Genomic DNA, 20,837 nt, shown 5'->3' with positions numbered 1-20,837 from the left:
CCCCACCCCTGCCCTCCCCCAGAGGGGGAGGGAGGAAAAACCCGAAGCCGCGTTAGCGGCACTCCTGCATTGCTCCTTCCCCCTTTGGGGGAAGGCTGGGATGGGGGCAAGCGGCGCTCGTCTCACCCGGACCTTCGATACCACGCCGTAGCGCCCTCACCCCAGCCCTTTCCCGCAAGCGGGAGAGGGGGCAACAGCCACCCGCCTCGCTTGCGCCTTGCGCCCTCCCCTGTTGGCGCAAAAGGGGCAGCAGCCAGCGTTCGCTCGTGCACTACTCCCTCCGATGGCTGAGAGACAGGCAAACAGCCATAGATTCGCTCATGCATTGCCCCCTCTCCCGCTTGCGGGAAAGTGCTGGGGTGAGGGCGTGGCCCTTCGCAAGCGCGCCGCCCACGCTCTCCCTCGAAGAGAAAAGCAGAAAACCATCACCGCCTCATCAGCTCCGGCGAAGCCAGCAGGAAGGTGTTCCATTCCTGCGGGTTCTTCGCCTGCGCCAGCGCCTCGCGCGTGTCCGCGCCCAAGACGCCCTGCATCGTGCGCACCGCATGCGACTCGGCCAGTTGCGGAAAGGTGGGCTTCTCCAGCGGCGCCTTGTCGTCCGTGCGGAACAGCACGGCCCCGTTCGCGCCGATGGCGCGCGCGATCTCGAAGCGCGTGTTCATCTGCCCGGCACTCGCCCATGCCGCCTCGTTCAGCGGATAGCCATCGGGCGTCTCGTGCCCGTACAGCGGCTCGCCCATGCGGTTGATCCAGTTGAGCATGGGATTCACGTTGAGCGCCACGCGGTCGTCGTATGCGAGCCGCACGCCGGCCATCACGTAGTGCACCGGGTCGCGGAACTTGCGGCCGAGCGACGCGGCGAACTCGGGCGACTCGAAAAGCGTCTTCAGCGTGGCGGCGATGTCGCCGTCGCTGCGTGTGAACGCCGCGGCCATGCGTTCGACCAGCGCCTGCGGCGGATCGTCCGACACGAAGTACACAGCGAGCTTGCGCGAGACGAAACGCGCGGTGGCGGGTGCGCGCGCAAGGCGGTCGAGCGCCTCGTCGGCCTCGGCCAGGCCGCGGCTTTCAATGGGCTGGCCCAGCAGCGTCTTCGGGCCGTAGTCGTGCCTGTTGGGGTTGAACTCGAACAGGCCCTTTCGCACGTAGTCGGCCCGCAGTGCCGGACGTACGTTGGGCGGCGGCGCATCGAGCGGCTGGTAGCTCACGCCCACGCCGGTGAGCACGCGCGCAAGCTCCTGCACGTCGGCCTGCGAATAGCCGCTGCCCACGCCCATGGTGTGCAGCTCCATCAGTTCGCGCGCGTAGTTCTCGTTGATGCGGTTGGCGGCGTTCTGCGCGTTGTCGAGATAGCGCAGCATCGCCGGATGGTGCAGCGTGGCACCGAGCAGCTCGCGGAACTTGCCGAGCGCATGCGGGCGGATGGCGTTCTCCTCGTAGTCGCCCACCATCGCGCGGATGTTGTCCTTGCGCAGGTTGACGTTGAAGTGGTTCATCCAGAACCAGGTCATCTGCTCCTGCAGCTGGTTGGGCGAATACAGCGCGCGCAGCACGAAGCGTTGCTGCGCCTCTCTTGCGAGAAGGTTGAGCTGCTGCTGGTAGGCCTGGCGCGCGGCCTTCTTCTGCGCTTCGTCGGGCAGCGCGTCGGCGGCCTTGCGCTGTGCATCGAGCGCGGTCACGAGCTGGTCGAGCGGGGTGCGCGAAATGGCCATGGCGTCGATCTGCGCCTGCGCGGCAGCCGGCAGCGGCGCGGGGCGCGGGTTGAGTTGGTCACGCATCCACAACGACAGCCCGCGCTGCGCGAGCTGCGCGTCGCTGCTGGCGTTGGCGCCCCAGCTCACGCGGTCGAGCCAGCGCAGGCGCGTGGCTTCGTTCACCGGCGCCGAGGGCAGCGACACCGACACCAGGGGCCGGCGGTCGCCCGGTGCTTTCGCAGGCCGCGAGCAGGGCCAGCGCGCACGCGCCAAGCGCCATCGACGCGCGGCGCATGGAGAAGCGCGAAGCAGCGACAGGCACCGCCCTCACTCCCTGCGCATGTCGTGGTGGCGCACATCGCCGATGGCGTGCTGCGCGGTGGCGAGCGCCAGGTCGACGTGTGCCAGGCCGCGTTGCTGGAACGGCCGCGAGCGCGGGTCGTCTTCTTCGCGCGCCACGTCGGAGCGCACCTTGCGCAGCAGGTCGGCCGCCACGTGCAGGCGGCCTTCGCGCGGCAGCCATGCATCGGTGGGCTCGCGCCATTGCACGGGCTTGCCGTCGAGCCATGCGGCTTGCTGCAGGTCGCCGATGGCGGCATGGATTTCGTCGACCACCACCTGTTCGTCGCGCGAGACCTGCCCGTCTTCGGGCCGGCGGTGCTCCACCTGCCACGCAGCGGTGCGCAGGTCGGACAAGGCGTGCAGGTAGAACGGATGCTTGCCGTATTCGTCGGCTTGCGCGGGCAGCGAGACCGCCGCCACGAGGGCAAGCGCGACGGCCGAGGCGGCCATGAGGCTTTTCTTCTTCATCAACATCTTCGGGGCTCCTGAGGTGACAGCAAATTCAAGGATGCCTCCTCAACCGCGGAAACCCGCGCCGCGTTGACGCTCTTTACCTTCGTAACGCTGCGCAAAGATGACGCCGCGACGCCCCCGAAGTCAGGCCACGGACAGGCTCGGCGGTGCAGCCCCGGCGATCTGCCGCAGCGCGCGCTCGAACACCTCGACCGGCTGGCCGCCGGAGATCAGGTGCTGGTCGTTGATGATGATGGCGGGCACCGAGTGGATGCCGGCATCGGTGTACATGCGCTCGCGATCGCGGGTTTCCTGCGCATACGCGTCGCTGTCGAGAATCTCGCGCGCGCGCACCGGGTCGAGGCCCGCCTCGGTGGCCGCGCGCACCAGCACGTCGGGGTCCGAAGGATTCTGGCTGTCGGTGAAGTAGGCCTTCAGCAGCAGCTTCTTCAGCGCTGCCTGCCTGGCCGGGCTCTCGAGTTCGGCCCAGTGCAGCAGGCGATGGGCGTTGAAGGTGTTGTAGACGCGGGGGCGGCCGTCGGGGCTGAACTCGAAGCCGACAGCGGCGCCGCGCTGGCGGATCATTTCGCGCGACTGCGCTTGCTGCTCGCGCGTGGAGCCGTATTTTTCGTTGAGGTGCTCGAAGGTGTCCTGGCCTTCGGCGGGCATCTGCGGGTTCAGCTCGAAGGGCTGGAAATGCAGTTCCGCGGTGACGTCGGGCGCCACGTTCTTCAATGCCGCCTCGAGCGAGCTGAGCCCCACGGCGCACCAGGGGCAGGACACATCGGAGACGAAGTCGATCTTGAGGTGGGAAGTCATGGCGCCATTTTTCCCGGCGCCTGCAACCCTTGGTGCGCGAAAGGTCTTCGGCCTTTCGCGCACCGGCCGCTGCGTCAGGCCGTGGCCTTGGCCATGCGTGCGGTGGCCATGGTCTGCTCGCGCAGGCGGTCGTATTCCTGCTTGTCGACCGGCACCGCGTCGGGCTTGCCCAGGTCCTTCATGTGGATGCGGTACGTCTCGCGGGCACTCATGGCCGCCAGGGCTGCAAGCACGGTCACCGCGAAGGTGATGGCACCCACTGTGAGCCACACGTTGGTCGAGCCCGGAGGCGCCACGGCGGCGAACAGGGCCGGCAGCAGCGCGGTGACGGTGGTGCCGACGTTCTGCGAGATGGCCATGGCCGACACGCGGTTGCGGGTGCGGAACAGCTCCGGATAGAAGCTCGGGAAGGTGGCGTTGTAGCCCTGGTACACGATGCCCCACATCAGCAGCGACATCGCGATGGCCAGCGGCACGTTGCGGATGCTGATGGCGTACAGGTACACGAACGAGAGCAGGCCCGAGGCGAGTGCGCCCACGATGATCGGCGGGCGGCGGCCGATGCGGTCCGACAGGTTGCCCACGTAGGGGATGACGATCACGGCCAGGATGTTGCCCAGCACCGGAATCCAGAGATAGACGTCCTTCTGGAAGCCGATGCCGTAGGCCGCCTGCACGGCATAGGCCGCGCCGAACACGGTGGCCACCACCGGAATGACGTTCATCAGCGCCATGCAGACCACGCGCAGCATGTCGGCCCAGCTGTCGGTGAAGGCCTGGATGATCGGCGCCTTGGCCGTCTCGCCCTTCTGGTCGACTTCGGCGAAGGCCGGGGTCTCGTCGACTTCGCGGCGGATGATGTAGCCGGCCACGATGACCAGGAAGCTCAGCAGGAACGGAATGCGCCAGCCCCACGAGTTGAATGCTTCCTCGGGCATGTAGTGCGCCAGCGGCAGGAACACGGCGGCCGCCAGGATCTGCCCGGCCTGCACGCCCTGCAGCGTGAAGCTCGCGAAGAAGCCGCGGCGCCCGAAGGGCGCGTGCTCCAGGATCATCGAGCTCGCGCCCGAGATCTCGCCGGCCACGGCGAAGCCCTGGATCAGGCGCAGCAGCACCAGCAGCGCGGGTGCCAGCAGGCCGACCTGGTCGTAGGTCGGCAGCAGGCCCACGGCCACGGTCGAGAAGCCCATCAGGAACATGCACAGCACGAGCACCTGCTTGCGGCCGTGCGTGTCGCCCCAGTGGCCGAGCACGAAGGCGCCGATGGGGCGTGCGACATAGCCCACGCCGTAGGTCGCGAGCGACGCGATGATGGCGGTCTTGGGATCGCCCTTGGGAAAGAAGATCTGCGGAAAGATCAGCGCCGCCGCGGTGGCGTAGATGAAGAAGTCGTAGTACTCCAGCGCCGAGCCGATCCAGCCGCTTGCCGCGGCCTTCTTCGACTGGTGCCTGCCTTGCGGCTCACGGGCTGTGGTGTTGGCCATGTGTGTCTCCAGTGTTGACGGGTAAGTGATCGGAAAAGCCAGCGAAATCAATCCTGCGCCTGCGAAGCCATGCGCGCCGGTGCATTGAGGGCGCCGTACGCGTCGTAGCTGCCCACGCGCTGCGCGACCTCGAAGAACAGTCCACCCTCGAAGCTCTCGGTATAGATATGCAGGTAGTCGCCGGCCGGCGAACGGTCGAACAGCACGCCCGCTTCGCGCAGGCGCGCCAGCAGCTCGGGCGCGATGTCGATGCGCGTGGCCAGGTCGTCGTAGTAGTTGTCGGAAATCGGCACGAAGCGCGTGCCATTGGCGCGCAGCGCCTTCACTGCCGCAAAGATGTCCTCGCAGCCCAGCGCGATGTGGTGCACCGCGCCGCCGCCGGTCACGCTCAGCGTGCGCGCGGTGCGGGTGCGCTGGCTCAGCGACACGTTGAGCACCAGGCGCAGGCTGCGGTCGGCATTGGCCACGCCGCGGCTGCGGATGAGGCCGAACGGATCGGCCAGCTCCAGGCTCTCGCTGGGCTCCAGGCCGAGCACGGCGCGCGTGAACAGCACCCAGGTGTCCTGCTGGTCCACGGCCAGGCCCAGCGCGACGTGGTCGATGCGCTGAAGCCCCGCATCGTTCGCGCCCGCGCCTGCATCGTCGAGCACGAAGTCGGCCTCGTACAGGCCGTTGGCACCCAGCGCCTCGGGCACGAAATGGATCAGGTTGCCGCCAGGCGCCACGATGGCCGGCACGCGCAGTTCGTTGGGGCCGACCGGGCTGTCGTGGCGCTGCGAGCGCATCGCGGTGGCGCGGCCCACCGCGGCCAGCGGGTCGTCGCAACGCACGCCCAGCGCACACACCGAGGTGCCGTGCGCCTCGAAGCGCTGGCGCGCGAAGGAGTCGGGCTGCGCATTCACGATCAGGTTGATGTCGCCCTGGCGGTACAGCGTCACCGCCTTGGAGCGGTGCGTGCCGATGCGGCGGAAGCCCAGTTGCGGCAGCAGCACGGCCAGCGTCGCGGCCGAAGCCTCGTCGGCCGCGAACTCGATGAACGACAGGCCGGAGAGTGCCGGCACCGGCGGCGGATTGAAGAGCTCCACGCGCTGCGGCTGCACCGGTTCCGCCGCGGCCATGCGCTGGCGCGCCTCGCTCTCGAGGTACAGCAGCGAGCGCATCGCGTCCACCGCGGTGCGGCGGTTGGGCGTCTCGCGGAAGATGTCGTTGAAGATCTCCAGCGACAGCGGCCCGGTATAGCCCGCGCGCAGCACCTGCTCGAAGAAGCCGATGACGTCGAAGTCGCCCTGGCCCGGGAACGAGCGGTGGTGGCGCGCCCACTGCAGCACGTCCATGGCCAGCAGCGGCGCGTCGGCCATCTGAAGAAAGAAGATCTTCTCGCCCGGGATGCCGGCGATGCCCGCCGGGTCGTCCTTCAGCGAGAGCGTGTGGAAGCTGTCGAGGATCAGGCCCAGGTGCGCGTGATCGGCCTGCTTCACGATGTTCCAGGCCTGGCCGTACAGCGAGGTATGGCGGCCCCAGGCCAGCGCCTCGAAGCCCACGCGCAGGTTGCGGCGCGCGGCGCGCTCGGCGAGTTCGTGGAGTTGGGCGGCGGCCAGCGCCGGGTCGTTCGCGCACAGCGGCGAGGTGTTGGAGCAGCACAGCACCAGCGGCGCGCCCATGGCCTCCATCAGGTCGAACTTGCGCTCGGCGCGCTCCAGGCTGCGGCGGAACTGCGCCTCGGGCATGGCCTCGAAGTCGCGAAAGGGCTGGTAGAGGTCGATCGTCAGGCCCAGGTCGCCCGCGATGCCGCGAAGCTCGGAGGCCGTGCCCTTGAAGTTGATGAAGTCGGCCTCGAACAGCTCGATGCCGTCGAAGCCGGCGGCCGCGACGGCATCGAGCTTCTGGCGAAGGGTGCCGCTGAGGGACACGGTGGCGATGGAGCGGTGCATGGGGTGGACTTTAGGAACACCCGACGCGCGCCACAATCGATTCAGCGCTCCACTGATCGATGATCGATCAAATACGTCCGTTAATCGAACGAAATACGGGATACACCTAGGTTCGGTACCCCGCGCCGCGCGCTCAAAGACTGCGCCAGAAATCGATCAGCAGTTGCGCGAATTCCGCCGGACGCTCCACGGCGCTCACGTGCGCCGCATCGATCGTGGCCAGCCGCGCCCCCGGAATGGCCGCCGCCACGGCCTCGGACATGGCCATCGGCGTGGCCAGGTCCTGCAGGCCGCCGATCACCAGCGTGGGCACGGCGATGCGGCGGTTGCTCTCGCGGAAGTCGATGGCCGCCACCGCGTTGCAGCTGGCGATATAGGCCTGCGCGTCGGTGCGCACCAGCGTGTCGCGCAACTGGCCGGAGGCCACCGCGCCCTCGGGCGTGGCGGCGAAGGCCGGCGTGAGCCAGCGCGAGACGGCGCCGTCGGCGATGGCGGCCACGCCCTGGGCACCGACGGTTTCCGCGCGGGCGCGCCAGGGCGCCTGGTCGGGATAGTGGGCCGACGAATTGGCGATGACCACCGTCTTCAGCAGCTCGGGGTGGCGCACGGCCAGCGCCTGCGCCGTCATGCCGCCCATCGACAGGCCCACGAAGTGCACCGGCTCGCCGCCCGTCTCGCGCCGGATGAGCTCGGCCGCGTCCTGCGCGAGCGTCTCGATGCGCAACGCGCCGGGCACCACCTCGGAGGCGCCATGGTTGCGGTGGTCGTAGCGCAGCACGGTGTGGGCGCGCGCCAGCTGCGCGGCCACGGCGTCCCACATGTGCAGGTCGCAGCCGAGCGCATGGCTGAGCACGACGAAGGGGCCTTCGCCTTCGCGGACGACATTCAAACGGGTCATGGTGTGGTTTCCTTGGTTGGGTGTTGCAGGCGCGGCAGCCAGAAGAACGCGATGGCCATCAGCACGCAGCCGGCGCACAGCATGGGCACGACCATCGGCCAGGCGCCGTTGGAGTAATCGTTGTCGACGAAGCGCGCGGCCAGCTGGCCCACGCAGAACGCGACCATCATCATGCCGAAGCCCGACCACGACACGGCCCGGCCCGCCAGGTGCGGCAGGTCGCCCACCGCGCCGGCCTGGCCGCAGGGCTGGTGGATGCCGTGGCCCAGGCAGTACACCGCGTGGCCCACGAGCAGCGGCACCGCGCTCGGCGGCAGCAGCAGGCAGCCCAGCGCCTGGATCACCGGCCCCGCGAGGCTCAGCGATGCGCCCAGCCGCACGGTGCGCACCGGGCCATAGCGCCGCAGCAGGGTGCGGCACATGGTGGTGCTGAAGATGTAGACCAGCGAGCCGCCCGCAGGGATCCACCCGTACCACGCGGGCGACCAGCCGAGGTAGCCGATGTAGACCATCGGCGACAGCAGCAGGAAGCAGAACAGCCCGCCGTACGTGGTGGCGGCCACCGAGGCCCACGCGCGAAACGAACGGCTCGCGAACACGGCGCGCGTGCTGCCGCGCGGCGCGGACGACTCGCCGCTGCCCGGCGCGACCGGCCTGCGCGTCTCGCCGAACGCATGCCAGCACATCGCGAACAGCACCGAGGCATAGAGCGCCATCGCCACCATCACCCAGCGCCAGCCCGCGCCCTGCACCAGCCATGCGCCGAGCAGCGGCGCCAGCAGCCCCACCACACCCAGGCCGGTGAGGCCGCGCGCCATCACGTGCGGGCCTTCGTGCGCGGGGTACAGGTCGCGCACGGCCGCTCGCGAGCACACGAGGATGGCGGCCATCGAGAAGCCCTGCAGCGTGCGCCAGCCCGCCAGCAGGGCAACGCTGCCCGCCAGTGCGCCGCCCAGCGCAGCGACGATGTAGCAGCCGAGCCCCGCGAGCAGCACCGGCCGGCGGCCGAAGCGATCGGCCAGCGGGCCGCACAGCAGCTGCGCAAAGCCGAAGGCCAGCACGAACAGCGTGAGGCTGGTGCTGGCCGAACCCAGCTCCTTCGCAATGGCGGGGAGCGCGGGAAGATAGCTGTCGGTGGCCACCGGCTGCGCCGCGAGCAGCAGCGGCAACAGCAGCGTGAAGCTGAGGTCGAACCGGCCCTTGCGCGGGGCGTCCGGCGCGCTCACCTGGAGGCGGGCTGGGGGGCCGGCGCCGCCGCCAGCAGGCCCTTCTCGCGCAGGATGCCGGTGGCGATGCCGAAGGCATGGTTGGCCACCGGCACGCCGCAGTAGATGGCGGCCATCATGATCACTTCCTTGATGTCCTCGGGCGTCAGGCGCGACTCGGGCGGACCGTCGAGCGCGGCGCGCACGTGCATCGCGAATTCCTCGTACGCATGGATGCCCAGCATCATCGACAGCACCATGTAGCGGCGCGTCTTGTCGCCCAGCGCGGGTCGGCCCCAGATGTCGTTCCAGGCGTGGCGCGTGATGAGTTCCTGGAACTCGGCATTGAACCCGTTGCGGTTGGCGAGCGACTTGTCGACCCACGCGTCGCCGAGCACGCGGCGGCGGTTGACGAGGCCGGATTCGTAGCCTTCGGCCGGCACTTCGGGCGTTGCGGGAAATTCGGGGGCGGTCATTTCGGAGGTTCCTTGTGTTCTTCGTGTTGGGCCAGCCGGACCTGCAGCGCCTTCACTTCGGCGAGCGCGGCCTGGCCGGCGTTGTGAGCGAGCGCGGGGTCGAACCATTCGTCGGCCGCGTCGCGCGGGAGTTCGGCACGCAGCCGGTCGATGTTGGCGCGCATGCGCGCGGCGTCCACCTGCAGGCCGGGCAGCGCGCCCGCCATGGCGCGCACGCTGCCGTGCGCCGACATCAGCAGCTGCGGCCATTCGCCCAGCTCGGCCTGCCACGCGCCGAGAGCGCGTTCGTGCTGTTGCGGCATGGCGCCCAGCAAGGCGGCCACGCGCTGCGGCGCGCGGTGCGCCGCGGCAATGGCGACCATCGAGGCCACCGGGTTGCGCTTGTGCGGCATGGCCGACGAGCCGCCGCGCCCGGGCTCGCTGGGCTCGGTGACCTCGGCCACCTCGTACTGGCCCAGCAGCGCGATGTCGACCGCGACCTTGCCGAGGCTGCCGGTCATCAGGCCGAGTTCGCACCCCAGCGCCACCCATTCGTCGCGCTGGGTGTGCCAGGTGGCGCCGGGGTCGCCCAGGCCCAGTTCCCTGGCCATGCGCTTGCGCACCGCCGGGCCCTGGCCCTTCATCTGCGCCAGCGTGCCCACGGCACCGCCCAGCTGCAGCTGCAGCGCGTGCTTTGCGGCCTCGCGCAGCCGGATGCGGCTGCGCACCAGCGGCGCGGCCCAGCCGACGCACTTGAAGCCGAAGCTGGTGACCGAGGCCGGCTGCATCAGCGTGCGCGCGAGCATCGGCGTTTCGGCATGGGTCACGGCAAGGCGCAGCAGCGCGTCGGCGGCGCGGGCCAGGTCGGCCTCGACCAGTGCCACCGCTTCGCGCGTGACCAGCGCCATCGCACTGTCGATCACGTCCTGGCTGGTGCTGCCGAAGTGCACGAACGGCGCGGCGTCCGCGTTGAACAGCCCCACCGCTTCGCGCAGCGCCTTCACCAGCGGAATGGCGACGCTGCCGGCACGGCCGCTCTCGCGCACGATCTTGGCCACGTCGAACAGCTCGACCTTGCAGCTGCTCACGATCGAGTGCGCCGCGCTCTCGGGAATCAGCCCTTCGGCGGCCTGCGCGCGCGCCAGCGCCGCCTCGAAGCGCAGCATGGCGTCGACGAAGGCGCGGTCGCTGAAGGCGCCCAGCGTCTCGGAGGTGGAAAGAAAGCCTTCGAAAATGCTCATGCGGTGGCCCTGCCTTTCAGTACTTGAGCTGCGCGACGGCGCGCAGCTCGTCGGGCGACGCCGTGCCGAAGCCGAAGAACTCGAGGTACGCCGGGATCATCTCGAACAGCATGTCGGTGCCGACCTGCACGGCGCAGCCCTTGGCCTTTGCGGCCTGCAGCAGCGGCGTGAACTCGGTCTTCATCACGACCTCGCCGACGAAGGTGGAAGGGTCGATGCGATCGACGTCGAAGGGCAGCGGGTCGCCGTCCTTCATGCCGAGCGGCGTGGCATTGACCACCACGTCGTAGCCGGCCGGGTCCTTCGAGCCGGTGGCCACCTTCATCTGCGGATAGTTCTCGCGCAGCCGCGCCGCGAGTGCATTGGCCGAGGCCTCGCTCATGTCGAACAGCATCAGCTCGGCCGCGCCGGCGGCCGCGATCGACGCCGCGATGGCCGAGCCCACGCCGCCCGTGCCCGACACCAGCACGCGCGTGCCCTTGAACAGGCGCCCCTTGCGCTCCACGCCGCGCACGAAGCCCGCGCCGTCAAACTGATCGCCCAGCAGCGTGCCGTCGGGGCGCTTGAGGATGGCGTTGCAGGCGCCGGCCACGCGCGCAGTGGGCGTCACCTCGTCGACCAGCGACATGGTCGTGACCTTGTGCGGCATGGTCACGAGCGCGCCGCGCAGGTTGCTGAACCTGAAGATCTGCGGCAGCGAGGCCGCGTAGTCCTCGGGCTTCACACCCATGGGCACGACCACGGCGTCGATGCCCTGCTTGTCGAACCAGGGGTTGTAGATCATCGGGGCCTTGAAGGCCTCGGTGGGGAAACCCAGGTGGGCGATGAGGGTGGTCTTGCCGGAAATCATTGGGGAATCACTCTGTGCAATCAAAGGTCGACGAAGGTTTTCTTCCATGCCGCGGAACCGGCCTTGCCGGGCCGCAGGCATTGGCCCCTGCCAGGGGGTTGGCGTTGCGACGCGAAGCGCGCGAAGCCTGGGGGTGAGCCATCTACGCCACGCTCGGCGAGTGGTAGCGCAGGGGCTGCGCGATTTCGGCCTGCATCGCCGGGGGATAGATGATCTCGCGCAGGAAGCCGGCGTCGGCCTGCATGGCCTCGGCTGCGTCGAGGTGGCCGAAGTAGCGGAAGTAGTGCGGCATCTGCTGGATGAGCATCTCGAAGCCCGCCTGCGCATTGAGGCCGCGCGCGCGGGCTGCCTGCACCAGCGGCGTGGGCTGGTTGCGCAGCAGGATGTCGAACAGCGCCGCGTGGCTGTCCATGCGGGTCACGTCGACCGGCAGCGCGTCGCCCTCGACCAGGCCCAGCGGCGTGGCGTTGATGACGAGGTCGTAGCCCTCGGGCGCGTTGCTTTCCACCGCGACCACCGTGGCGTCGAAGAAGGCGTCCAGCTTGGCGGCGACGCCGGCCGCCTTGCCGGCCGCGGTGTCGTGGAACGCGATGTGCTCCGCGCCGTTCACCGTGCCGCCCTCGGCGAGCGCCACGCCGATGGCCGCGGCGCTCACGCCCGCGCCGAGGATCAGCACGCGCTTGCCGCGGAAGGGAATGTTGCAGTGGTCGAGCGCACCGATGAGGCCTTCGCCGTCGAACAGGTCGCCCTCGAGCTGGCCGCCTTCGGTGCGGCGCACCACGTTGACGGAGCCGGCCACGCGGCCGAACAGCCCGCAGCCGTCGAGCAGGTCGACCACCAGCGGCTTGTGCGGCGGCGCGATCACCATGCCGCGCAGGTTGCGCGCAAGAAAGGCCGACTTGAAGAACACCGCGAAGTCGCGCACCGGCACCTGCATCGGCAGCAGCACCGCGTCGATGTCGAAACGCTCGAAAGCCGCGTTGAACATGCGCGGCAGGCGCACGTTGCGGACCGGGTCGCCCGGAATCAGGTACGCCTGGGTGCTGCCGCGGATGGAATGGCTCATGTGCGTGTTTCCGTTCGTCAATCGCTCTTTTCGAGGCCGGATGCCGAGCTTTATAGTCGCTTCGCGTCGTCCTTGCAGCGCTAAGGCCGAACAAGCGTGCGATTATCGAACATATGATTTCGACAATCGCACGATCCAAGGGTTTTCCGGGATGCCACCGGCATGCAGCGGCGCCCGCGCCGCAGGCACACTTCCGGCCATGAGCACCACGCCAAAGGACCACCTCCGCGACAGCCAGAGGGACGACGCCGCGCCGCCGCCGGGCCTGGACAAGCGCGACTGGATCGCCGGCCTCGAGCGTGGCGTGAGCATCATCGAGGCCTTCGACGACGCCAATCCGCGCCTGACCGCCAGCCAGGCAGGCCAGCGCACGAACATGACCCGCACCGCCGCGCGGCGCTACCTGCTCACCCTGCAGCACATGGGCTACGTGGCGAGCGACGGCAAGCTGTTCTGGCTCACGCCGCGCGTGCTGCGGCTGGGCCGGTCGTACCTGGAATCGGCGCGGCTGCCGCGCGTGGTGCAGCCCTTCCTGCAGCGGGTGGCGGCCGGCACGAACGAGATCGCCTACCTCAGCGTGATGGACGGCGACGAGGTCGTCTACATCGCACGCAACGGCCCCAATCGCAGCATGAGCACCGGCTACGTGCTGGGCGCGCGCGTACCGGCGCAGGTCACTGCGTCGGGGATGCTGATGCTCGCGCTGCGCAGCGACGCCGAGCTCGGCGAGTGGCTCGCCACGCGCCAGCTGACCGTGTTTACGTCGCACACCATCGCGAGCATGGAACGCATGAAGCTCGAACTGGCGCGCATCCGTGCGCAGGGCTGGGCGCTGTCGGAACAGCAGCTCGACCTGAACTCGCGCGGCATCGCGGTGCCGCTGCGCGATCGCCACGGCACGCTGGTGGGCGCGCTGAACATCACCATGCCGATGGGCCACGAGAGTTCCGAAGATGCGGTGGCGCGCGTGCTGCCGGTGCTGCGCGAAACCGCGCAGGCCATGCGCAACCTGATCTGACATGGCCATTCCCGCGCCCCTTCTTCCCGATTGGACCCGCCAATCCAGGCCGGTGGACGGCGTGCAGGTGGACATCGGCTTCGCGATTTCGCCGACCTTCTATTACGGCCCGGAGAACGACTTCTCGGCTGCACAGTGGGAGGCCCTGCGCGATCCGCTGGTGCAGCCCGCCATTGCGCTCGTGGAGCGGCACTTCGTGCTGTCCGCCGACGCCATCGGCAGGGAAGACCAACTGTGCAGGCACTACCGCGACGTGCTCGACAAGGCGGCCCTCCACGGCAGGGACCCGCGCCGCGGCGCATATTTCTGGAACCGGCCGGTGGTGCATGCGCCGGGAGGGCTCGTGCTGAGTTTTCCGTGGCACGACCACTTCATCGAGGGTCGGCTCTTCATCGAGGCGCTCGACACCCGAAAGGCGGGCGAAGTCTTCTCCTACTACGAACAGGGCTGGGCGTTCGAACTGCACCTGCACGACGGCACGCTCTACATGCACGAAAGCGACCCGGACTCGGGCGAAACACACCACAACCTGCGCTTTGCACACGAACCCGTGAGGTCGCAGGCTGCCGGCGTACTCGCGCGCACCGAGGGGCTCATCGCCCGGCTGGCCCGCGAATTCGGCCGCGACTACTGGACCACCCGCGACTGACTGACAGCATTCCGACAGCATCTCCCGGGCACGATGCGGGCTTTCAAACACAAGCGCTGGAGACAACAAGCCCATGTCCGCCCTGTTACCGAACGACTTCCCCCTGAACCGCCGCCACTGGCTGCAGGCCGGCAGCGCCCTCGCCCTCGGCGGGATGCTGCCCTCGCAGGCCTCGGCGCAGGACACCTGGCCGAGCAAGTCGGTCCGCTTCGTGGTGCCGTTCGCGCCGGGCGGCAGTTCGGAGATCGTCGCGCGCTCGACGGCCGCCGAACTCTCGCGCACGCTCGGCCAGAGCGTGTTCGTCGACAACAAGCCCGGCGCGGCCGGCAACATCGCCATGAGCGAAGTGGCGCGCGCCACCGACCAGCACACGCTGATCCTCGGCCACATCGGCACGCTGGCGGTCAACCCGTACATCTTCGCCAAGCTGCCCTACGACGCCAACAAGGACTTCAAGCCCGTCAGCCTGCTGGCCAAGGTGCCGAGCCTCTACGTGGTGCACCCCGACGTGCCGGCGAAGAACCTGAAGGAGTTCATCGCCTACGCCAAGTCGAAGCCGGGCAAGCTCAGCTACGGCTCGGCCGGCAACGGCAGCGCGGGCCACCTGGCCTTCGAGTACCTGAAGATGACGGCCGACGTGTTCATGCTGCACGTGCCCTACCGCGGCACCGGCCCGATGGTGACCGACCTGCTCTCGGGCCGGCTCGACGCCTCTGCGATCGGCGCGGCCGCGATCATCCCGTTCATCAAGGCAGGCAAGGTGCGCTGCATCGCGACCGGCTCGGCCAGGCGCCTGCCGCAGCTGCCCGACGTGCCGACCGTGGCCGAGCAGGGCTTCCCTGGCTTCGAGATGACGCAGTGGTACGGCATGCTCGCGCCCGCCAACATCGCGCCGGCGCAATTGGCCAAGCTCTCCGCCGAGACGATGAAGGCGGTGAAGTCGCCCGAGTCGATGCAGCGGCTCACGGGCGACGCCGCCGAAGCCATCGGGGGTACGCCGGAGCAGTTCGCGCAGTTCATCGCTGCCGAGCAGACGCGCTGGCAGAAGGTGATTGCACGGGCCAACATCAAGCCGGACTGATTGGGCACACCCCCAGGCTTCGCGCACTTCGTGTCGCTTCGCCAACCCCCTTGCAGGGGGCAACACCTAAGGCCCGGCGGAGCCGGTTCCTTGGTGTTTCGCGAAAAGGCCAGCCGCTCTAGCATTCGCCATGCGCATCCTCCTGGCCGAAGACGAACATACCCTGGGCACGTGGCTCTGCAAGGCGCTCGAGCACGCGGGCATCCAGGTCGAATGGGTGGACGACGGGCGATTGGCCGACCGGGCGCTGCAGCAGCGCGACCACGATGCGCTGGTGCTCGACCTGGGCCTGCCGGGCATGGACGGCCACACGGTGCTGCAGCGGCTGCGCGAACGCGACCAGCGGCTGCCGGCGCTGATCCTCACGGCGCGCGACTCGCTGGGCGAGCGCGTGGCTTCGCTCAACGCGGGCGCCGACGACTTCCTGGCCAAGCCGTTCGCGCTGGCCGAACTCGAGGCGCGGCTGCATGCGCTGGTGCGCCGCGCGCGCGGCGTGGAGCATCCGCGGCTGGCGTGCGGGCCGCTGGTGTACGACGGCGCACGCCGCCACTTCACGCTCAACGGCGAGGCGCTCGCGCTTTCGCCGCGCGAGCTGGCGGTGTTGCGCGTGCTGGTTCAGCGCAGCGGCGAGCCGCTGTCGAAGCAGCAGATCCTCGATCGCGTATTCCCTGACGACGAGGACGTGCATCCCGAGGCGGTCGAGGTGTTCGTCTACCGCCTGCGCAAGCGGCTCGACGGCACGGGCGTGCGCATCGTCACCTTGCGCGGACTCGGCTATGTGCTGGAAGCCGAGTAGATGAACCTCCCCCAGGCTTCGCGCACTGCGTGTCGCTGCTCCTTCCCCCTCGCCGGGGGCGGCACCGGCGGCCCGGCAAAGCCGGTTCCGCGGAGGCTGCATCTCCCCCAGGCTTCGCGCACTGCGTGTCGCTTCTCCTTCCCCCTCGCCGGGGGCGGCACCTGCGACCCGGCAAAGCCGGTTCCGCGGTGCCCCCGACTTTCCCGGAGTTCGTGCACCGCGTTTCGCTGCTTTCGGTCTCTCACCGGGGACTACGTTGGCTGCCACGCAAGAGCAGTTGCGCGGTGGCTCGCGACCAGACCGGTGGGGTTCGGTGCATGGTGGCCATGCCTTTGAACATCGTGGGCCGCCTGCGGCGTGCGAGCCTGTGGCAGCGGCTCGCGCTGCTGTTGTTCCCCGCATTGCTGGCGGTGACCGGCATCGAACTGTGGATGACGCGGCACGACGCTCTGGCTGCGGCGAACGCGGCCTACGACCGCTCGCTGCTGGGGGCGCTGAAATCGATCGATGCGAACATCTCGACGGCCTCCGGCGGCCTCTCGGTCGAGCTGCCGTACACGATGTTCGAGTTCTTCGAGCTCACGGCGAGCGGGCAGGTCTTCTTTCGCGTGGCGACCTCCGACGGGCTGGTCGAGCTCGGCAGCGCAGACCTGCCGGAGCCGCCGGGCGAACTGGCCATCGGTGTGCCGGCCTTCTACGACGCGACCTACTTCGGCGAGGCGGTGCGGCTCGCGGCCTACCGGCGAGACCTCGACCGCGCGCCAGCCGGCAGCAACGGGCGCAGCGTGCTGGTCCAGGTCGGCGAGAGCACCCGCTCGCGGCAGGAATTCAGCACGCGCTTCGTGCGCAGCGCGGCGCTGCGCGACGCGCTGGTGCTGGCGATGCTGCTGTGCGGCACCGCGCTGGCGCTGGCCGCGGCGCTGCGACCGCTCTCCCGGCTCGCGCGCGAGGTGCAGGCACGCACGCCCGACGACCTCACGCGCATCGGCGAGACCGACCTGCCTGCGGAGGTGCGACCGCTGGTCGCGGCCGTCAACCAGCAGATGTCGCGCACGCAGGAGCTGGTGACGCAGCAGCGGCAGTTTCTCGACGACGCCTCGCACCAGCTGCGCACCCATCTCACGACGCTGCAGATGCAGGCCGACTACGCGCGCCGCGAGCAGGACCCGGCGCAGGTCCAGCTGGCGCTCGATGCGCTCGGCACCGAGATCGGCCGCGCGACGCGCAGCGCGCAGCAACTGCTGGCGCTGGGACGCAGCGACACGGTGCCGGTGGAGCCGGCCGGGTTCGAGATGGCCGCGCTGCTGCGCGAAGTGGCGGTCGACCTGCTGCCGCTGGCGCGTGCCAAGCGGATCGACCTGGGCATCCATTCGCCGACGCCGGGGTTCGTCGCGGTGGCCGACCGCGCGCTGATGCGCGAGGCGCTGGGCAACCTCGTCGCCAACGCCATCGCCTACACACCGGCCGAAGGCACCATCACGCTCTTCGCGGCCGGCGACGCGGCGGGCTGGAGCCTCAATGTCGAGGACGACGGGCCGGGCCTGAGCGACGAGGAACGCGCCGCGCTGGGCCAGCGGTTCCGTCGCGGCGCACGCGCGGGCAAGGGCGGCTTCGGGCTCGGGCTGGCGATTGCGCGGTCGATCGCGCAGCGCCACCGGGGCGAGCTTCGGCTCGAGGCGCGCGAGGCCGGCCCGGGGCTGCATGCCATCATCTGGTGGCCGCGCACGAGCCCGCCGGCCGCCACCTGACGGGTCCACTGCCATGCACCTGCATCCCAACCGCCGCCACGCACTGCGCGCGCTCGCCGCGACGCTGATGCCGTCGAGCCTGGGCGCGATCGCGGCGCCGGGCGACCCTTCGGAAGCAGCCGCCGAGTGCGTGATTCCCGCCAAGGCCGGCGGCGGCTTCGCGCTGACCTGCGCGCTGGCGCGCGACGCGCTGCAGGCAGTGCGCCCGGCGCGTCCGCCGCTGGCCCAGCGCTACCTGCCGGGCGGCATCGGCGCGGTGGCGTTCGACCGCATCGCCACCGGGCGGCTCGGCGGACCGGGCACGCTGGTGGCGTTCTCCAGCGGCTCGCTGCTCAACCTGTCGCAGGGCCGATTCGGCCCGCACCCGCCCTCGGCCGTGCGCTGGATCGCCACGCTGGGCACCGACTACGGCGTGGTCGCCGTGCACCGCGATTCGCCGTGGAAACGCCTGCAGGACCTGATCGGCGCGCTGCGGCAGGACGCCTCGCGCATCGTCTTCGGCGCGGGTGGCACCGTCGGCAGCCAGGACTGGGTGAAGGCCGCGCTGCTGGTGCGCGCCGCCGAGCGCGACCCCAAGGCGATGCGCTTCGTGTCGTTCGAAGGCGGCGGCGACGCGCTCGGCGCGCTGCAAGGCAAGCATGTCGATGCCTTTCCCGGCGATGCGGCCGAAGCGCTGCAGGCCATGGCAGGCGGCGCCGCCGTCAGGCTGCTGGCGGTGCTGTCGGAGAACCGTTTCGGCGGCGCGCTCACCGGCGTGCCCACCGCGCGCGAACAGGGCATCGACCTGGTGTGGCCGACGGTGCGCGGCCTGTACCTGAGCGCCGATGTCCCCGAAGCCGCCGCGCGCGCATGGGCCGCCGCCTTCGCCGAGGCCACCGCGGCGCCCGGCTATGCCGCGCTGCGCGAGCGACATGGCCTCTACCCTTTCGCGCTCACCGGCGCAGCGCTCGACGACTACGTGCAGGCACGCATCAGGGCCTACCGGCAGCTTGCCGACGAACTGGGGCTGCGCCGCTGGAAGCCCTGAAGGAACATGTGCATCGGCATGCGCGCGATGCCGATGGCACCCGTAACATGTCGCCAGGCAGCACGCCCCTTGTCCAAGCCAGTGGAATCCTCCAACCCGACACGCGGAGACCCGAATGAGACAACTGAAGATCATGGAGCACACGTCGCTCGACGGCGTGATACAGACCTCCGGCGAAGACGGCTTCCCCCTTGCCGACTGGACCGCCCCCTACCGGACCCCTGCGGGCCGCGACGAGGTCTTCGCCGTGCAAGGCGGGCGCTTCGACCTGCTGCTGGGCCGCCGCACCTACGACATCTGGTCGGGCTACTGGCCGAAGGCGCCGGGCGGCCCGATGTCCGACGCGTTGAATGCGGCGACCAAGCATGTCGCGACCCATCGCCCGGAAAGTCTCGAATGGGGTCCGTTCGAGGGTATCGGACCCGACATCGTCGAGAGCGTTCGGCGCATCAAGTCGCAGGACGGTCCCGACCTTGTGCTGTGGGGCAGCTCCACGCTGACGTCGACGCTGCTCGCGAACGGGCTGGCGGACGAAATGGTCCTGATCGTGTATCCGGTCCTGCTGGGCACAGGCAAGCGCCTCTTCGCGGAAGGCACCCCGCCGCGCACGTTCGAGCTTGCCGGCACCAAGGCCATGCCATCCGGCCTCATTCTGAGCACCTACCGGTTCGCCGGGCCCGTGAAGACCGGACAGTGATGCGGCAAGGCACCGGAATGCCGAACCTGCAGCGAGCGGCCTGCAGGCGACGACGCCCCGATGAACGAGACATCCGAAGGAGCGAGCGGGAGACATGACAGTCAAGCGAATGGACAACGTGCTGATCGTTGTCGACGATCTCGAAGCGGTGAAGGCCTTCTTCCTCGAACTGGGCCTCGCGCTCGAGGGCCAGACCACGGTGGAAGGGCCCGATGTCGGGCGCCTCATCGGACTCGGCGATGTCCGGGCGACCCTGGCGATGCTGCGTACGCCCGATGGGCAGGGCATCGAGCTGGACAAGTTCCACACGCCCGATGCGGTCCGGTTCGGCCCCGTCGATGCGCCGGTGAATGCCCTGGGTCTTCGTCGCATCATGTTCGCGGTCGATGGCATCGATGCCGTCGTCGCGCGGATGCAGGCACATGGCGCGGAACTCATCGGCCAGATGCAGTACGGCGCATCGTACCGGCTTGCCTACATTCGCGGACCCGAGGGCATCATCGTCGGGCTTGCCGAGCAACTCGGCTGACCACACGCAGCGCAATGCCCGAGAACGCCCCCTTCAGGGCGCGCTCGCGGGCAAGCCGGCACGTTCGCGCACCTGCGCCGTCAGTGCGCGCGTCTGCGGACCGTTGGCCTCCACCTTGTCGAGAAACGGCACCAGCTCGGCCGAGTTGGCGCGCAGGGCCTCGGGCTGCGCCTCGCGCAGCACGACGAGCGCATTGACCACGCCACTGGCGTTGCCGCTCTTGCCGCCCGCCGCGGCGATGGTCTCCGGCACCACCTTCGGGTCGTTCGACCATTGGCGCACCAGCTCGGTGGTGGCCTGGATGCGCGTCTGCTTGTTGTCGTCGAAGGCGCGGTCCAGCAACTGCTTGCGCTTGACGTCGAGCGACGACAGCGCTTCTGTGGCGCGCGCCTTATCCTGGTCGCTGCCCTTGGCCTGCAGGGTTTCCAGCACGGTCGTCGCCTTGAGCTTCTCGGCCAGCTGGGTCACGAACTCCTGGTCGGTGAAGGCGGCCATGGTGAGCAGCGCGGCATCGCGCGTGTCGGGCTTCTGCAGGTGGGGAATGAACTTCTCTACCGTCTGCGCGGTGCTCAGCCGGCTCTGCATGAAGGCCACGGCCACCTGCAGCAGCGACACGACCAGCGCCACCATCGAGATCGCGATGGTCACGCGCTGCATCTTCTTCTGCTCGAACTCGAGCTTCTCGCGCTCGAGCCGCTCGCGGTCCAGGCTCAGCTGCTTCTGCGTCGCGAGGAGTTCGGCTTCGGTCATGGGCGGCAGTGTGAACTTCCGGCGCGCCTTGCTCCATCTGCCATTGGCGGTATGCAGGCATCATTTGCCTCTGGCTGTTCGACAGAGCGGCAGAGCTTTTCACA

The 20,837-nt window shown here is 69.5% G+C and carries 20 protein-coding genes; 8 read left to right on the top strand and 12 right to left on the bottom strand.

The genetic code is table 11. From position 1 onward, the window contains the following. Nucleotides 1-425 precede the first annotated feature (425 nt). The 11 genes from AACL56_RS32255 to AACL56_RS32205 all read right to left on the bottom strand — a co-directional run bounded on the left by AACL56_RS32255 (nucleotide 426) and on the right by AACL56_RS32205 (nucleotide 12,438). On the bottom strand, nucleotides 426-1,898 hold the full coding sequence (locus tag AACL56_RS32255) for a DUF1800 domain-containing protein (protein WP_425337104.1): 1,473 nt from the start codon (nucleotides 1,896-1,898) through the stop codon (nucleotides 426-428). Between the two features lie 123 nt (nucleotides 1,899-2,021). Then, nucleotides 2,022-2,504 (bottom strand): hypothetical protein, encoded by a 483-nt coding sequence (locus tag AACL56_RS32250; RefSeq protein ID WP_339094465.1) that lies wholly within the window; start codon nucleotides 2,502-2,504, stop codon nucleotides 2,022-2,024. 129 nt (nucleotides 2,505-2,633) lie between these two features. Beyond that, complete coding sequence (locus tag AACL56_RS32245; RefSeq protein WP_339094463.1) at nucleotides 2,634-3,308, bottom strand: DsbA family oxidoreductase; 675 nt, start codon at nucleotides 3,306-3,308, stop codon at nucleotides 2,634-2,636. A 74-nt stretch (nucleotides 3,309-3,382) separates the two neighbouring features. Continuing rightward, complete coding sequence (locus AACL56_RS32240; protein WP_339094461.1) at nucleotides 3,383-4,792, bottom strand: MFS transporter; 1,410 nt, start codon at nucleotides 4,790-4,792, stop codon at nucleotides 3,383-3,385. A 47-nt stretch (nucleotides 4,793-4,839) separates the two neighbouring features. Further along, a complete protein-coding gene (locus tag AACL56_RS32235) occupies nucleotides 4,840-6,723 on the bottom strand; it encodes a bifunctional sugar phosphate isomerase/epimerase/4-hydroxyphenylpyruvate dioxygenase family protein (RefSeq protein WP_339094459.1) in 1,884 nt (627 codons plus the stop codon). 133 nt (nucleotides 6,724-6,856) lie between these two features. Then, nucleotides 6,857-7,621: an alpha/beta fold hydrolase gene (locus AACL56_RS32230; RefSeq protein ID WP_339094457.1), complete on the bottom strand. Its 765-nt coding sequence runs from the start codon at nucleotides 7,619-7,621 to the stop codon at nucleotides 6,857-6,859. Then, the gene (locus AACL56_RS32225) at nucleotides 7,618-8,847 is read right to left on the bottom strand and encodes a multidrug effflux MFS transporter (protein WP_339094456.1); all 1,230 of its coding nucleotides are present in this window, start codon (nucleotides 8,845-8,847) and stop codon (nucleotides 7,618-7,620) included. Before AACL56_RS32225 ends, AACL56_RS32230 begins: the two co-directional genes overlap by 4 nt. Next, on the bottom strand, nucleotides 8,844-9,302 hold the full coding sequence (locus AACL56_RS32220) for a carboxymuconolactone decarboxylase family protein (RefSeq protein ID WP_339094455.1): 459 nt from the start codon (nucleotides 9,300-9,302) through the stop codon (nucleotides 8,844-8,846). The genes AACL56_RS32225 and AACL56_RS32220 overlap by 4 nt, the downstream gene beginning before the upstream one ends. Next, nucleotides 9,299-10,522: a 3-carboxy-cis,cis-muconate cycloisomerase gene (gene pcaB, locus AACL56_RS32215; protein ID WP_339094453.1), complete on the bottom strand. Its 1,224-nt coding sequence runs from the start codon at nucleotides 10,520-10,522 to the stop codon at nucleotides 9,299-9,301. The genes AACL56_RS32220 and pcaB overlap by 4 nt, the downstream gene beginning before the upstream one ends. Before the next feature lie 16 nt (nucleotides 10,523-10,538). Beyond that, entirely contained in the window at nucleotides 10,539-11,372 is an 834-nt protein-coding gene (locus tag AACL56_RS32210; protein ID WP_339094451.1) for a shikimate dehydrogenase family protein, read from the bottom strand. Between the two features lie 142 nt (nucleotides 11,373-11,514). After that, the gene (locus AACL56_RS32205; protein WP_339094449.1) at nucleotides 11,515-12,438 is read right to left on the bottom strand and encodes a shikimate dehydrogenase family protein; all 924 of its coding nucleotides are present in this window, start codon (nucleotides 12,436-12,438) and stop codon (nucleotides 11,515-11,517) included. Between the two features lie 199 nt (nucleotides 12,439-12,637). Between AACL56_RS32205 and AACL56_RS32200 the strand changes: the two genes are divergently transcribed. From AACL56_RS32200 to AACL56_RS32165, 8 genes are all read left to right on the top strand, one after another. After that, entirely contained in the window at nucleotides 12,638-13,456 is an 819-nt protein-coding gene (locus tag AACL56_RS32200) for an IclR family transcriptional regulator domain-containing protein (RefSeq protein ID WP_339094447.1), read from the top strand. A 1-nt stretch (nucleotide 13,457) separates the two neighbouring features. Then, nucleotides 13,458-14,105 carry a hypothetical protein gene (locus AACL56_RS32195; protein WP_339094445.1) on the top strand — a complete coding sequence of 216 codons (648 nt, stop codon included), beginning with the start codon at nucleotides 13,458-13,460 and terminating at the stop codon, nucleotides 14,103-14,105. Nucleotides 14,106-14,178: 73 nt separating this feature from the next. Then, nucleotides 14,179-15,186, top strand: coding sequence for a Bug family tripartite tricarboxylate transporter substrate binding protein (locus AACL56_RS32190; protein ID WP_339094443.1), 1,008 nt, complete (start codon nucleotides 14,179-14,181; stop codon nucleotides 15,184-15,186). Between the two features lie 130 nt (nucleotides 15,187-15,316). Further along, nucleotides 15,317-15,982: a response regulator gene (locus AACL56_RS32185; protein ID WP_339094441.1), complete on the top strand. Its 666-nt coding sequence runs from the start codon at nucleotides 15,317-15,319 to the stop codon at nucleotides 15,980-15,982. Between the two features lie 326 nt (nucleotides 15,983-16,308). Beyond that, a complete protein-coding gene (locus AACL56_RS32180; protein WP_339094439.1) occupies nucleotides 16,309-17,730 on the top strand; it encodes a sensor histidine kinase in 1,422 nt (473 codons plus the stop codon). Nucleotides 17,731-17,743: 13 nt separating this feature from the next. After that, on the top strand, nucleotides 17,744-18,757 hold the full coding sequence (locus AACL56_RS32175; protein ID WP_339094437.1) for a Bug family tripartite tricarboxylate transporter substrate binding protein: 1,014 nt from the start codon (nucleotides 17,744-17,746) through the stop codon (nucleotides 18,755-18,757). A 115-nt stretch (nucleotides 18,758-18,872) separates the two neighbouring features. Beyond that, the gene (locus AACL56_RS32170; RefSeq protein ID WP_339094435.1) at nucleotides 18,873-19,454 is read left to right on the top strand and encodes a dihydrofolate reductase family protein; all 582 of its coding nucleotides are present in this window, start codon (nucleotides 18,873-18,875) and stop codon (nucleotides 19,452-19,454) included. Between the two features lie 94 nt (nucleotides 19,455-19,548). Continuing rightward, nucleotides 19,549-19,983: a VOC family protein gene (locus tag AACL56_RS32165; RefSeq protein WP_339094432.1), complete on the top strand. Its 435-nt coding sequence runs from the start codon at nucleotides 19,549-19,551 to the stop codon at nucleotides 19,981-19,983. A 33-nt stretch (nucleotides 19,984-20,016) separates the two neighbouring features. Here the strand turns inward: AACL56_RS32165 and AACL56_RS32160 are convergent, their stop codons facing one another. After that, a complete protein-coding gene (locus AACL56_RS32160) occupies nucleotides 20,017-20,733 on the bottom strand; it encodes a hypothetical protein (protein WP_339094430.1) in 717 nt (238 codons plus the stop codon). Between the last annotated feature and the right edge of the window lie 104 nt (nucleotides 20,734-20,837).

It is taken from the genome of Variovorax paradoxus (genome assembly GCF_902712855.1).
Lineage (GTDB): Bacteria > Pseudomonadota > Gammaproteobacteria > Burkholderiales > Burkholderiaceae_C > Variovorax > Variovorax paradoxus_Q.
This window is presented reverse-complemented; position numbering and strand designations above follow the sequence as displayed.

Bases quoted from the DNA above. Each gene is read 5' to 3' on its own strand.
- AACL56_RS32220 (WP_339094455.1), bottom strand. From the start codon at position 9,302: ATGACCGCCCCCGAATTTCCCGCAACGCCCGAAGTGCCGGCCGAAGGC.
- AACL56_RS32230 (WP_339094457.1), bottom strand. From the start codon at position 7,621: ATGACCCGTTTGAATGTCGTCCGCGAAGGCGAAGGCCCCTTCGTCGTG.
- AACL56_RS32210 (WP_339094451.1), bottom strand. From the start codon at position 11,372: ATGATTTCCGGCAAGACCACCCTCATCGCCCACCTGGGTTTCCCCACC.
- AACL56_RS32200 (WP_339094447.1), top strand. From the start codon at position 12,638: ATGAGCACCACGCCAAAGGACCACCTCCGCGACAGCCAGAGGGACGAC.
- AACL56_RS32160 (WP_339094430.1), bottom strand. From the start codon at position 20,733: ATGACCGAAGCCGAACTCCTCGCGACGCAGAAGCAGCTGAGCCTGGAC.
- AACL56_RS32185 (WP_339094441.1), top strand. From the start codon at position 15,317: ATGCGCATCCTCCTGGCCGAAGACGAACATACCCTGGGCACGTGGCTC.
- AACL56_RS32195 (WP_339094445.1), top strand. From the start codon at position 13,458: ATGGCCATTCCCGCGCCCCTTCTTCCCGATTGGACCCGCCAATCCAGG.
- AACL56_RS32245 (WP_339094463.1), bottom strand. From the start codon at position 3,308: ATGACTTCCCACCTCAAGATCGACTTCGTCTCCGATGTGTCCTGCCCC.
- AACL56_RS32250 (WP_339094465.1), bottom strand. From the start codon at position 2,504: ATGAAGAAGAAAAGCCTCATGGCCGCCTCGGCCGTCGCGCTTGCCCTC.
- AACL56_RS32205 (WP_339094449.1), bottom strand. From the start codon at position 12,438: ATGAGCCATTCCATCCGCGGCAGCACCCAGGCGTACCTGATTCCGGGC.
- pcaB (WP_339094453.1), bottom strand. From the start codon at position 10,522: ATGAGCATTTTCGAAGGCTTTCTTTCCACCTCCGAGACGCTGGGCGCC.
- AACL56_RS32180 (WP_339094439.1), top strand. From the start codon at position 16,309: ATGCCTTTGAACATCGTGGGCCGCCTGCGGCGTGCGAGCCTGTGGCAG.
- AACL56_RS32240 (WP_339094461.1), bottom strand. From the start codon at position 4,792: ATGGCCAACACCACAGCCCGTGAGCCGCAAGGCAGGCACCAGTCGAAG.
- AACL56_RS32190 (WP_339094443.1), top strand. From the start codon at position 14,179: ATGTCCGCCCTGTTACCGAACGACTTCCCCCTGAACCGCCGCCACTGG.
- AACL56_RS32175 (WP_339094437.1), top strand. From the start codon at position 17,744: ATGCACCTGCATCCCAACCGCCGCCACGCACTGCGCGCGCTCGCCGCG.
- AACL56_RS32235 (WP_339094459.1), bottom strand. From the start codon at position 6,723: ATGCACCGCTCCATCGCCACCGTGTCCCTCAGCGGCACCCTTCGCCAG.
- AACL56_RS32170 (WP_339094435.1), top strand. From the start codon at position 18,873: ATGAGACAACTGAAGATCATGGAGCACACGTCGCTCGACGGCGTGATA.
- AACL56_RS32165 (WP_339094432.1), top strand. From the start codon at position 19,549: ATGACAGTCAAGCGAATGGACAACGTGCTGATCGTTGTCGACGATCTC.